The organism is Quyinboa mangrovi, from assembly GCF_042219825.1.
In the GTDB taxonomy this organism is placed as follows: domain Bacteria; phylum Bacteroidota; class Bacteroidia; order Bacteroidales; family UBA5342; genus JBHJHP01.
This window is the reverse complement of the sequence record NZ_JBHJHQ010000006.1, coordinates 364942-377541: the sequence shown is the minus strand read 5'-3', so window position 1 is coordinate 377541 and position 12600 is coordinate 364942. Positions and strand designations below refer to the sequence as shown.

General features: G+C 37.7%; 11 protein-coding genes. 4 read left to right on the top strand and 7 right to left on the bottom strand.

Going from position 1 to position 12600, the window contains the following annotated elements:
• Nucleotides 1-36: 36 nt before the first annotated feature.
• The 5 genes from ACE1ET_RS14800 to ACE1ET_RS14780 all read right to left on the bottom strand — a co-directional run bounded on the left by ACE1ET_RS14800 (nt 37) and on the right by ACE1ET_RS14780 (nt 5588).
• Nucleotides 37-1254, bottom strand: coding sequence for an FtsX-like permease family protein (locus ACE1ET_RS14800; protein ID WP_375729199.1), 1218 nt, complete (start codon nt 1252-1254; stop codon nt 37-39).
• Nucleotides 1254-2075, bottom strand: coding sequence for a class I SAM-dependent methyltransferase (locus tag ACE1ET_RS14795; protein ID WP_375729198.1), 822 nt, complete (start codon nt 2073-2075; stop codon nt 1254-1256). Before ACE1ET_RS14795 ends, ACE1ET_RS14800 begins: the two co-directional genes overlap by 1 nt.
• 2 nt (nt 2076-2077) lie before the next feature.
• Entirely contained in the window at nt 2078-2416 is a 339-nt protein-coding gene (gene rbfA / locus ACE1ET_RS14790; RefSeq protein ID WP_375729197.1) for a 30S ribosome-binding factor RbfA, read from the bottom strand.
• Between the two features lie 185 nt (nt 2417-2601).
• Nucleotides 2602-3903: a T9SS type A sorting domain-containing protein gene (locus ACE1ET_RS14785; protein WP_375729196.1), complete on the bottom strand. Its 1302-nt coding sequence runs from the start codon at nt 3901-3903 to the stop codon at nt 2602-2604.
• 221 nt (nt 3904-4124) lie between these two features.
• On the bottom strand, nt 4125-5588 hold the full coding sequence (locus ACE1ET_RS14780) for an aminotransferase class V-fold PLP-dependent enzyme (protein ID WP_375729195.1): 1464 nt from the start codon (nt 5586-5588) through the stop codon (nt 4125-4127).
• A 224-nt stretch (nt 5589-5812) separates the two neighbouring features.
• Here ACE1ET_RS14780 and ACE1ET_RS14775 point away from each other — a divergent pair, with 224 nt between their 5' ends.
• On the top strand, nt 5813-6469 hold the full coding sequence (locus tag ACE1ET_RS14775) for a DUF2202 domain-containing protein (RefSeq protein ID WP_375729194.1): 657 nt from the start codon (nt 5813-5815) through the stop codon (nt 6467-6469).
• Nucleotides 6470-6563: 94 nt separating this feature from the next.
• Here the strand turns inward: ACE1ET_RS14775 and ACE1ET_RS14770 are convergent, their stop codons facing one another.
• Nucleotides 6564-7496 (bottom strand): ketopantoate reductase family protein, encoded by a 933-nt coding sequence (locus ACE1ET_RS14770; RefSeq protein WP_375729193.1) that lies wholly within the window; start codon nt 7494-7496, stop codon nt 6564-6566.
• 142 nt (nt 7497-7638) lie between these two features.
• Here ACE1ET_RS14770 and ACE1ET_RS14765 point away from each other — a divergent pair, with 142 nt between their 5' ends.
• Nucleotides 7639-8685 carry an agmatine deiminase family protein gene (locus ACE1ET_RS14765; RefSeq protein WP_375729192.1) on the top strand — a complete coding sequence of 349 codons (1047 nt, stop codon included), beginning with the start codon at nt 7639-7641 and terminating at the stop codon, nt 8683-8685.
• Here the strand turns inward: ACE1ET_RS14765 and ACE1ET_RS14760 are convergent.
• On the bottom strand, nt 8678-9124 hold the full coding sequence (locus ACE1ET_RS14760) for a hypothetical protein (RefSeq protein WP_375729191.1): 447 nt from the start codon (nt 9122-9124) through the stop codon (nt 8678-8680). The two genes, ACE1ET_RS14765 and ACE1ET_RS14760, sit on opposite strands and share 8 nt — an antisense overlap.
• A gap of 180 nt (nt 9125-9304) precedes the next feature.
• Between ACE1ET_RS14760 and ACE1ET_RS14755 the strand changes: the two genes are divergently transcribed.
• Nucleotides 9305-10306, top strand: coding sequence for a pectinesterase family protein (locus ACE1ET_RS14755; RefSeq protein ID WP_375729190.1), 1002 nt, complete (start codon nt 9305-9307; stop codon nt 10304-10306).
• A 13-nt stretch (nt 10307-10319) separates the two neighbouring features.
• Nucleotides 10320-12335 (top strand): polysaccharide lyase family protein, encoded by a 2016-nt coding sequence (locus tag ACE1ET_RS14750; RefSeq protein ID WP_375729189.1) that lies wholly within the window; start codon nt 10320-10322, stop codon nt 12333-12335.
• Nucleotides 12336-12600 lie beyond the last annotated feature (265 nt).

Sequence of the window (12600 nt, the reverse complement as noted above, 5' to 3'; positions counted from 1 at the left end):
GATTAGATTAATTGTTCATCCTGCCGTTGATCAATTTCACCCTAAGATCTTTGAAGTAATTCTTCGAACTGGATACCAGGAAGCAAGAAAACCAAGGGCAATAACAGAAACAGAGACAATAACGAAATCTGTTGCAAGTGCATTAACCGGATAATACTCAATAATAAAATTACCACCTCCGCTTAACTTTAATAATCCATACACCATTTGTAACCGAACGAAAATTCCTCCCAGAATTAAACCAAGAATAGTACCGACAAGAGAAATAATCCAACCTTCAAAGACAAAGATCATTCGAATTAATTTACTATTGGCTCCCAGATTTCTAAGCGTATCAATGTCATCCTTCTTATCCATCATTAACATGGAAAGTGAACTTATGAGATTAAATGTTGCTATAAAAAGTACAAACATCAGAATTAAATATGTGATCCACTTTTCAATGTTCATCATATTATAGAATTCTTCCTGTTGTTGAAAACGGTTTAAAACTTTAAAGTCTGAACCCAAATGCTTTTCCAGGTATGACTGTACGTCTCTTATATCCTTACTGTCCGGCACCTTTAATTCTAGTTGGGTAACCTGATCTGTATAGTTGAATAATTTTTGCGCTTCTTCAATTGGAAGTATGATATAATTCATATCATATTCAGGCTGATATACAACAAATAATCCACTAGGATAAAGATAATCGCTGATAAAGTTACTCTCGGGATTAATCATTGAAACCTGCTTTTCACGCTTTGGAGCATGAATCACGATAGGTGCAATAAATTTCAGTCCGATACGCAAAGTTCTTGCCAGCCCATAGCCTACCACAGCCGTTGGTTTCTCTTCGTTCCACAGCGTAAATCTGCCTTCAACCAACATAGTATCAAGGCCGGATACACGCACAAAATTTTGATCTACACCTTTAATTATTACCGGACTTTGCTTATCGTCATATGACACGAATGCCTGATCCTCTATAACTTTAGACCACCATTCTGCACCTGAGTTACCCAGCACTGAATCAATATGCGCAGTATAATTGAAAACTTTTCCTGAAGCAGGCAGAATTTTAAGATCCGGATTAAACGCACTGTAAGATTTACCGATCAGGTCTTCAAACCCATTAAAAACAGAAAGAACTACAATTAATGCCATGGTTCCAATAGTTACACCCGCAACCGATATCATCGAAATGACATTGATAACGGTATGTGATTTTTTTGCAAATAAATACCGGCGTGCTATTTGGAGTGCCAGTCGCATTATTTCCAGGCTTTAACAATCAGCCCTGTTCCTGTTTTATGGTTATTCTTAACGTCAAAATAGTTCAGTATAAGTGCAAACGGATATAAAATGAGATAGTAGAACGGAATAACAATAAAGAATATTTTACTTACATTCAGCAGTTGGATGGGATATTTCATGGAAATTTTCCAGGATAGCGAGCCTGGTTTTCCATAACTATAGCGGGCATCAACTTTTGTGAACCCTGCAGTTTTTAATTTATCCTCAATCTCCCTGATGCCGTAACCATCCCGTACATGTTCATCAATAAAACCGGTCACCTCATCGTGCTCGTGATCATGATGGGTGTCACTCCCGCCCTGGTCCGAAGGTGTGCTTATCAACAGCATTCCACCTTTTTTAAGCGATGCATTAAAGTTCTTAAACACTTCAACATCCTCCAGAATATGCTCCATCACATCTACAGAAAGAATAAAATCAAATGTTTCAGGTTTGCTGAATTTAGTCAGGTCTGCATATTCAAATTTCACCCTGTCCGAACGGTTGATCTGTTCAAAGAAGTGGTTACAGTCATCTATCTGCTCCTGCTTAACATCTACACCCAACACGTTCCATTTTGGGTTCACCCCGGAAAGATAATAGGTATACTGGCCAAAACCTGATCCGGCATCCAGTAACATGGCTTTGTCAGGATAGTTTTTCTTCCAAAGACGCAGTTCCTTTTTTACATGCCAGGTGCGCAATAAAAGAATATCGAGTAAACGGTAAAAGAGTTTTCTTAAAAAGGGAGTTTTATTAAACACATTTCCCAAAGAACGTTTAATAGGATCGTATTGCATTGTTATTCGTTTAACAGTGAATCAATATTTCTTACATAATCTTCTGAATCGTCCATGTAAAACTGGAGGTCAGGAATAACTCTTAACTGGTGTCTAACTTTTTTAGCCAGAAGATTTCTGTAATGCCCTTTGTGGATGTTGATTGTTTCAACAACTGAAGCGGCACCTGATGAAGGAAATACACTGAGATAAACCTTAGCAATGCCTAAATCCGGCGATACCCTTACAACTGTTACTGTAATAAGTTTACCCGGTGCATGCAGCTGCGCCTCTCTCTGGAATATCTCTCCCAAATCCTTCTGCAAAAGTTTTGCAATCTTTTCCTGCCGTGTTGATTCCATATCTGAAAATTTATGCAAAAAAAGTAAAAATAAGCATTAAACGGTAATTATTAGATGATAAAACCAAACTATATGGATTTAAATAAATATAAAACAGAAAAATTCCATCGAATATCTTATATCCCCTGTATGAAAAAGAAAATAAGTATAGTTTAAGCTACTATGTATAGTGATTTAAGAATTGATTATTCCTTCAGCAATTTTCCGGATCTCCTTTTGCCATTTACGTTAAGATTATAAATATATAGTCCAGGCGAAAGATTTTTCACATAGACTTTTTTAGAATAACATACCTCTTCAATAAGTAAACATTGCCCCTGCAAATCATATAATTCAAACGTTACATTATCATTACTGTTTATATCAATTTCAACAAAGTCTCTGACAGGATTTGGATAAAGCCGGTATTTTACATTTACAGTATTCTGAACAGGTGTGCCGCTTTGCTCCGAATAATAATATGTTTCTTTAGTCGTGTATTTTGAACCATTATTATAAAATGTTCTTCCAATCAATTTATTACCAAATTTTAAATGAGAATTGAGTTGATCAAGGCCAACATAGTTAGGAGGCAGCAACAACATATCAGTGGAATACGATGCATCATAATTATACACAATTGTAAAATCTGATTTCCATTTCCCATCCCAGATATACCTGTTGTATTCTGACATATTAAAGTCTTCATTATACAGGTATTCTCCTTTATAGGATATTTCAAAGGTCGTGTATCTTGAATTCCAGAAATAAAAAATATATTGAGTGACATTACCATAAACATCATAGAAAAAATCTGTTTTAGTATTTGGTTTCCAGGTGTTATCAACTTTGCTCCATGAATATACGGTTAATTCAGATATATTACCGTTGGAATTATAGGAAACATCCTTTTTATAAGTTGGTCGAAAGGTGCTATCTGATTTGTCCCACAATTTTTCATACTCAATAGTCATATTATTCATCTCAGAATATTCACTATGGCTGAAAGGATGCCAATTGCCCGAACTCCTTAGATATACTGTTTTTTCAGATAATATATCTTTCTTGTCGTATAAGTACGTTTCATCCCAATTTTGAAGCCACGTTAAAGGTTCACCCATCCATTCATATTCTGCATACTGAATGAGGTTTCCGTTTTCGTTCTGAGAATAGTCTTTTTTGACATCCATCACCCATTCCTCGGTATCAAGATCCCTTAAATAGTTGAATATTGACACTTTATCATTAATTACATCGAATTCAAACTCTTTTTTCTGATATAAATTCCAATTATCTGTAGCTGTATCCAGTTGTAATATTAAGACACTATCAAGGCGTTGTTTTATATCCGATCCAAACTGGCAAGACTCCTTTTCAAAATGGAATTTGTCCATTTCGGTGATTAAAACATTATTATACCCTATCTTCACAGGTACATCTGAAATCTGTGAATTGAGATTAAAAGCGAACAGGAATATAATTCCTAGAATGGTAACTATCTGTTTCACGGTTTTATTTTAAATTGATTTACAACAAAAAAGCATGACGCAAAAGAATGACACTGAACATGTCTTCAACAGTTTAATACATCATTATCAACATCATAAATGTATATAAATTTACGTGTTTTTTTTTGAAAAAATGGTAATAAATCATTTTTTCAAATGCTCCCCTCCCTTTAATCCAAATAACATAGACTTGTTGTAATATTAATCAACTAAAATTACGTTCAGAACCTAAACCACTCTTCAACTTTTTTATCAGAGTCTGGTTCATTTTTGTGATAATAAGCATTTTTCCTGGGTACATATGTGTAGTCCTTTTCCAGTTCAATCACATGATCCGAAATATATTGAACAGCTTCAATAAACAGATCAACTTCTTCTGTTTTCATGGTCGGATGAAGTGACCATCGAATCCAACCGGGTTTTTCTGTGAGGTCTCCCTGGTTGATCTTCTGTGTAATTAAATCAGATCGCTCATGCGAAACCTCCAGAAGCAGATGCCCATAGGTACCCGCACAGGCACAACCACCACGAACCTGAATGCCATACAAATCATTAAGAAGTTTAACGACAAGATTATAATGGATATTCTCCATAAAAAACGAAATTATTCCTAATCTTTTACGTTCATTGTTGGCGAGAATATGAACACCTTTTATCCTATCCAATCCGGCAAATGCTTTTTGCAGCAACTCCTCTTCCCTTTTCATAATTTTATGGGGATCCATCATCTCCTTCAGTTCAAAACACAACGCCGTTCTAATAGATTGCAGAAATCCCGGTGTACCTCCGTCCTCCCGGGCTTCAATATCATCCACATATTTATATTTTCCCCAGGGATTGGTCCAATCCACTGTTCCTCCACCCGGATTATCAGGAACCTCATTTTTATACATGGATTTATCAAAAATCAACACACCTGACGAGCCCGGACCTCCTAAGAATTTATGTGGTGAGAACATAATGGCATCCAGCTTCTGCATTGGATCAGCCGGATGCATATCTATGGGATCATATGGCGCAGATGCCGCAAAGTCGATGAAACAAACACCACCGTATTCGTGCATGATGGATGCCATTTCAAAATAAGGCGTGCGAATTCCCGTGACATTTGAACATGCCGTAAATGATCCGATTTTAAATTCACGATCCTTATATTCTTCCAGTTTTTTTCTCAGGTTTTCGGTACTTACCAAAAGCTTTTCATCCGGTTCAATAATAACAACATCAGCATTGGTCTCGTACCAGGATGTATGGTTGGAATGGTGTTCCATATGTGTAATAAACACCACAGGCCGCTCCCGCTCCCTGATGCATTTTTTTCCATTATTCAGTGAGCAGTATTTTAGCCCAAGTATGCGTTGAAATTTATTGATGACTGCTGTCATTCCAAACCCCGCAGTAATAATGACATCATTTTCGTTGGCATTTACAGTTTTTTTAATCATCTGATGCGATAACTTGTATGCCTTGGTCATTAAAATCCCCGTTTCACTGGTTTCGGAATGCGTATTGGCCACAAATGGTCCAAAGTCATGACACAATTTTTCTTCAATAGGCTTATATAATCTTCCACTGGCTACCCAGTCGGCATAAATAACCTTCTTTTTACCAAAGGGAGTTTCAAAGTCAGTATCGTGTCCAATTATATTTTCTCTGAAAATTTCAAAATGCTTTTCCAATTCCATATTCTAAAGAAAATTATTACCATCTTAACTTATAGATTATTCCGGTTATGTTCAGGCGCTAAGATACCTGCTTATTTTCTAATTTTTAATGATTTATGTAAGAGTTTAAACGTTATATCAGAACTTTCATATGTAATTATCTATATTTTTAAATTTTTCAGGTAGGGTAAACCTGTTTAAGTTCGGTTATGAGTCAAAGAAGTTTCACTAAAATTGATACAATTATGAATAAGGTAGTTTTATTTCAGTTTATAATGGTGTTTGTAGCTTTTGGATGTACACAAGCTGAAATACCCGAAGACTGGGATATGGAAGATTACAAAAGTTACGAACTGCAATCATATCTTGATTCGTTGGTTACAGATACAGCGGTTATTGCAGCGGATAGCAGTGAAGTTAACAATCTGCTTTTTATGCGTGAAGAAGAAAAACTGGCACATGATGTATATGTAACACTGTACGAAAAATGGGGATTCAGAGTATTTAATAACATTTCGTATAGCGAACAACGCCATACTGAAGCTGTACTAACATTGCTGGATTATTATGAAATTGACGATATAGCTGGCGATAATCCTGTAGGTGTATTCGTAAACGAGAAATTACAAGCCTTATATGACACTCTGGTTGTTACGGGAAATATTTCAGAAGTTGAGGCTTTAAAAGTCGGTGCCTTAATTGAGGAAGTGGATATAGCGGATCTGAAAGAAGAACTGGCTCTAACAGATAAGGACCCAATAATTACGGTATATTCCAATTTATTGAAAGGTTCTGAAAACCACCTGCGGGCATTTGTGAGGAACTTAAACCGTTGGGGCGTGGTATATGAGCCTCAGGTTATTGACGCAGATTCATATAATTCTATCATTTTCGGGGATTAATAGTTATTCAGTTCAAAAAATGGCAACCGCCCGGTTGCCATTTTTGTTTTTTGCCCTATTAAATCAGACGGCATGAATGGCCTCTTTACTCCTGCTAGCTCATATAAAATTCACCACGGGCCACTTTTTCCTGAGGCAGTAAGGCAGTATAGACTAATCTGCAGTGATCTGTCTTTACGTTAAGTTCATTGGCAAGCCTAACCACCGTACCTATCTGGCCTTCCAACTCCGAAGGTTTGCCGTCCATAATATCACGTTGTAAGGAAGTGGTAGCATCGGCAGGCATTTTGTCGGAAAAAGTCAAGACTTCCGGTATCATACCTTTTGTAACGTTCACTCCTTTTGCCAGCCCTACATCTATCATTTCACTCACAACATCTGTCAATAACTGTCTGGTTTCCGGAAGTTTCATAAATACACCGAACGGAACACGGGTTAAAGCTCCTATAGAGCTGGTTGAAGTAATAAACAGAAACTTACGCCACATCTCAAGCTCAATATCCTCTGCTATATGGTATTTTATATTACTCTTTTCAAAAATGGTTGCGATTTCCTTAACGCGATATGTTACCCTGTTATCCAGTTCCCCAAACGTAATAGAAGGGTCATAGGCAGCGTGTCTGATCACTCCGGGAGAATCAATCCAGCTGAATATTCTGCAAAGACCACCCAAAACCTGACCGGGACTCACCCACTTTTGTAAAATAGCAGGCGCATCAATGCCGTTTTCAATAGGTAACAGTATGGAATCTTCTGTTGTGATTTTTTTTATCATTGGTTCCAGTGCTTCAATTTGCCAGACTTTCACGGCCAGAATTACCAGATCGAAGGTTATATCGGGCTCATTAGTAGCTTTTGCCGGGTGAATCAAAAAATCACCATTTACACTTTTCACATCCAGCCCTTTTTCCTGGATCGCTTTCAAATGTTCTCCACGAGCAACAAAAGTCACATCGTATCCGGCTTGAGCCATTCGTCCGCCAAAATAACCGCCTACTCCGCCGGTTCCAATTACACAAATTTTCATTGCTATTATTTTATTTTGAAAGAATGCAAATATAAGCAATAAGCTTTTTCCGAATAAGTGATTAAGATCAATCCTTAAACATTCTTTACATTTATTAAATAACAATGGCAAATGTATTGTGTTTATCTCTATTTTTGTCAGCATGAAAAGTAATTCGTCTAACCGCATATTTCCGGCAGAATGGCATTCGCAAAGCGCCATCCAACTGACATGGCCTGATGCAAAAACAGATTGGAATTACATACTTGACGAAGTAATCTCGTGTTATCAAAATATTGCAAAAATCATCAGTGACCGGCAACGCCTTTTGGTGGTCTGCCGTGACCCAAAACAAACAGCCCCGCTCCTTTCTCATTGTGATCCACACCAATTGATCTTGGTACAGGCGGAAATAAATGATACCTGGGCCCGCGATCATGCATTCATTACGGTTCTGGAAGACGAAAAACCTGTTTTACTGGATTTTGGATTCAACGGCTGGGGGAATAAGTTTGATGCTAACGACGATAATAAAATTAACCAAAATTTGTTGGTCCAAAATACATTTTCAGATTGCAGATACGAAGATCATAACGATTTTATGCTGGAAGGTGGCAGCATAGAATCAGACGGTCAGGGCACTATTCTAACCACGTCGGAATGTTTGCTGTCTGCAACGCGAAATCCCGTATACAGCAAAACAGAAATCGAACATTATCTCAAAAATTCCTTTGGTGCGGATCGCATTTTATGGTTGGATCATGGCTATTTAAACGGGGACGATACCGACAGTCACATTGATACGCTGGCACGTTTTTGCTCTCAGGATACCATAGTGTATGTAAAATGCAACGATGAAAACGATGTGCATTTTCAGGCACTGAATCAGATGGAAGCGCAACTAAAAACCTTTGTTCAGGCAAACGGGAATCCCTATAATTTCATTGCACTTCCAATGGCAAAAGCGGTTTATGATAAAGACGATGGACACCGGTTACCCGCTACATATGCTAACTTTCTGATAATTAATGATGCCGTCATGATGCCGGTATACAACCTACCCACAGATACTGAAGCCGGGAAAGCTTTACAAAAAGCCTTTCCCGGACATACAATTATACCTGTTGACTGTTCCCCTTTAATTCGCCAACACGGCTCACTACACTGCATTTCCATGCAATATCCTGCAGAGGTAAAATTTTCTATTTGAACATAAATATCTTCCGGACCTGACCATCAGGAACACCAATAATAAAATTAATATAACCTTCCTTAGGTTGCAGTTCACCCTTTTGAACGTATCCCTCTCCTTTTGGCATACAGGTTCCCCATGCACCTGAGGCCTGACAATCTTTCAAATCAGTTATTTTTACAATCGTATGATTGCCAACAGTCATAAATACTGCTGAATATCCTGCAGCCTCTTTAAGCAGGTCCGGTAGAGTTTCCTTTGTAACTTCGGCTGTTTTATCTGCTTTTTCGGAAGCCAGTTCATTTACACTTTTAATAGGTAACTGATCATCCAGATTTGCATCTGACATAACCATAACACCGGTAAAAAGTTTTGCAATTGTTTCTTTTTTAGAAGTCTGAGCATTTAACACAGCTAATGAAAACACAGCGATGGCTACAAATAAGATTTTTTTCATCTGTCAATTTTTTAAGTTAATATTAGTTCCTAGTAATCCTAATTGATTCAAACAGACAATAAAGATAAAAAAATAGTTCGATCATTCTTTTAATTATTCCTAAAACTGATTATAAATTGTGGTGGCATTTTTGAATATCCTCATCTTAGGCTTATCTTCGCATATGCTAACTAATACGCCATGTTCAGACGAAATACGTTATTTGCATTACTTACCGTGTTAATTTTAATTAGTGCCAAAACTGCTGCTGCCGATAAGTATGAAATGGTTGTCGCACAGGACGGATCCGGTGACTTCTCAACGATACAGGAAGCGATTGACGCCACAAAAGCATTTCCTCCTCAGCGCGTAACTATTTTTATTAAGAACGGCATATATCACGAAAAAGTCAGAGTACCATCATGGAATAATAAACTATCGCTGATAGGCGAAAGTGCCGAACATACTATTATCACATACGATGACTTCTTCAAAAAAATTGATCGTGGAAGAAACAGTACGTTTATGACGTATACTTTACTTGTAGAAGCAAATGATTTTTATGCGGAAAATCTGACGATTATAAATTCTGCCGGTCCGGTTGGGCAGGCTGTTGCCTTACATGTGGAAGGCAACCGTTGCACGTTTAAAAACTGTAAAATAAAAGGGAAACAGGATACGTTATATGCAGCCGGTCAAAACAGCAAACAGTATTATGATTCGTGTTATATTGAAGGGACTACAGATTTCATTTTCGGAGCTGCAACCGCCGTTTTTAACGCATGCACCATCCATAATCTATCAAACTCGTATATCACTGCTGCAAGTACTCCTAAAGGGAGAATATATGGCTATGTGTTTATGAACTGTAAAATAACGGCTGAACCAAATGTCAAAAGCGCATATCTTGGCAGACCCTGGCGGCCATATGCAAATGTAGTATTTATGAACTGTGATCTGGGCCATCATATTGCCTCAACAGGATGGAAACAATGGTCCAATAAGGAAAATCTGACAACTACTTATTATGCCGAGTATAATAATTCCGGATCAGGTGCAAACGCAAGCGAAAGAGTCTCATGGAGTCATCAATTATCAAATAAAGAAGCTAAAAAATATACCATTAAAAAGATTTTTAATTCTGACATGGAGAATGAGCCGGATGATCTTTCATGGCTATGCAAATCAACATTAAAAAATTAAACCGTTTACAATAATGCTTTTATACCGTTACTTTTCAATTATTATTTTTCTTTTTCAGGTAACTGTTATGTCTGTTTACAGCAGTGTTACCGTCACTATTGACGCAGGCAGCCGGACAGCATCCATGTCAAACGAAACGATTTCCCTTTCAATAAACAGTAAAGGTCAGGTTAGCAGCATGAAGTTAAACGGACACGAATATGTTTCGAATGGAGGGAAATTTTATTTCAGTTACAACGACCAGAATGATTATTATGAACTGAATCCAAATGCCATCCACATTCAGAAACAAACGGATGATTATGCTGAAGTTGTTTATTCCAATACAACAGGAAACATAAAAGTTGAACAGGGATTCATCATCAGATCAGGGGTGAATGGATTGTACTCCTATGTCATTGTAAGAGGGACAGCAACATCTACCAGATTACGCGAAATGCGCGTTGTTTATCGTGTGGATCCAAACCAGTTCGACTATGGGTATGTGGATGACTCCATGCAAGGCTACCTGCCATCTGTTGATGTGATGAAAGCTGTTGATGCCAACGCCATAATGGATGCTACTTATCCCCTTCCTGATGGATCAATATATACTAAATACAACTGGGCAAATTACATTGTTCGCGACAGCCTTCATGGCATCATGTCTGATGCATATGGATTGTGGGCCATACCGGTAAGTAATGAATATATGAATGGTGGCCCTATGAAGCAGGAACTTACAGTGCATACAACAACCAAAACACCGCTTGTATTACAAATGTTGCAGGGCGAACACTTTGGTGCCTCAGCGCAAACCTACGAAACAGGTGATAACAAAATTTATGGTCCCTTTTTTATTTATGTGAATTCAGGAGAATCTCATGAGGCCTTGGTAAATGATGCCAAAGCCCAGGTAGCCGTACAGAAAGCACAATGGCCGTTCAACTGGCTGGAAAATGACCTTTATCCCCTGGATCGATGCACCGTTAACGGACGTATAAAAGTACCCTGGGGAGTTTCAAAAAAGGATATTCAGGTTGTTCTGGCTCAACCCGGTTCGCACATATATGAACAGGGCAAGGAATATATGTTCTGGGATAAAACAGATGCCAATGGAAATTTCAGCATTAAGAATGTACGTCCCGGAGAATATTCGGTTTATGCATATGCCACATCAGGCGATGTAACAGATGAATATTATGTACAAAACGCAACTTTTTCAGGCTCTGATGTTAACCTTGGAGAGCTGAATTGGGAAACAGAAAAACGAGAAAATCTGCTTTGGGTAATTGGTGAAAACGATCGCTTATCTGATGGTTATAAGTACAGCGATACCATTCGACAATATGGCTTGTATGAACTACCTCCCGCAAATCTGACATATACTATTGGCTCAAGTACACCGGATAAAAACTGGTATTATGCACAAACAAAAGAGGGCAACTGGGATATAAAGTTTAATTTAGATCGAACCTATAGCGGACCAGCCTACCTGACTGCCTCCATTGCCGGAGCAGCAAATAGTCCTGAGGTTGATGTATACGTTAATGGTTCCAGAAAAGACACCTGGTCCTTTAGTAACGATGGCAGTATTTATCGTAGTGCTGTACTCGGTGGAAAACACACGGTAAAATCTGTTTCGTTTTCTGCATCAAACCTGCATGCGGGCGCCAATACCATCCGGCTAAGAATGAACAATGTCGGAAACCGTGGCGGTGTAATGTACGATTGTATTAAACTTGAAACAGGAGGTCTCATTACAGGTAATAATACAACGAAAATTATTCCTTCAACAAAATTAAATTGTTATCCGAATCCATTTAACGAGTCAGTAACTATTTCATATTATGCCTCAGAATCAGAAACGGTGAAAGTTGATATTTTAAACCTAGAGGGCAAACTGATTGATACCGTTTTTGATGGGGCCATTCCTCAGGGCGAAACTAATTTCTCATGGACAACAGGCAATCTCAGTTCCGGAACATATATCTGTAAAATTTCTACCAGTTATAACATTTATACTACAAAGCTTTTCGTTATGAAGTAACACCCCTAATATTAACACTTCACCTAACACTGACAAAACCTGCATTTAAAGCTTATCTCCGCTTAAGAATAAGGAAATTTTTCTTTATTAAATTATTCATATTCAATATTTTAGATATTTTATTTCATATCCAAAAATTGTTATAATCACTAAAAAATGTCATATATTTGAAAGGCAAAAAAGACTCAATTTATCCTAGATATATGTCCCCGTTGATGTGTTTTATGATTACCCATAAAACTAATCATACTTCTTACAGCTGTGT

Coding starts and splice junctions, on each gene's coding strand:
- ACE1ET_RS14800 (WP_375729199.1), bottom strand. CDS start 1,254: ATGCGACTGGCACTCCAAATAGCACGCCGGTATTTATTTGCAAAAAAA.
- ACE1ET_RS14795 (WP_375729198.1), bottom strand. CDS start 2,075: ATGCAATACGATCCTATTAAACGTTCTTTGGGAAATGTGTTTAATAAA.
- rbfA (WP_375729197.1), bottom strand. CDS start 2,416: ATGGAATCAACACGGCAGGAAAAGATTGCAAAACTTTTGCAGAAGGAT.
- ACE1ET_RS14780 (WP_375729195.1), bottom strand. CDS start 5,588: ATGGAATTGGAAAAGCATTTTGAAATTTTCAGAGAAAATATAATTGGA.
- ACE1ET_RS14775 (WP_375729194.1), top strand. CDS start 5,813: ATGAATAAGGTAGTTTTATTTCAGTTTATAATGGTGTTTGTAGCTTTT.
- ACE1ET_RS14770 (WP_375729193.1), bottom strand. CDS start 7,496: ATGAAAATTTGTGTAATTGGAACCGGCGGAGTAGGCGGTTATTTTGGC.
- ACE1ET_RS14765 (WP_375729192.1), top strand. CDS start 7,639: ATGAAAAGTAATTCGTCTAACCGCATATTTCCGGCAGAATGGCATTCG.
- ACE1ET_RS14760 (WP_375729191.1), bottom strand. CDS start 9,124: ATGAAAAAAATCTTATTTGTAGCCATCGCTGTGTTTTCATTAGCTGTG.
- ACE1ET_RS14755 (WP_375729190.1), top strand. CDS start 9,305: ATGTTCAGACGAAATACGTTATTTGCATTACTTACCGTGTTAATTTTA.
- ACE1ET_RS14750 (WP_375729189.1), top strand. CDS start 10,320: ATGCTTTTATACCGTTACTTTTCAATTATTATTTTTCTTTTTCAGGTA.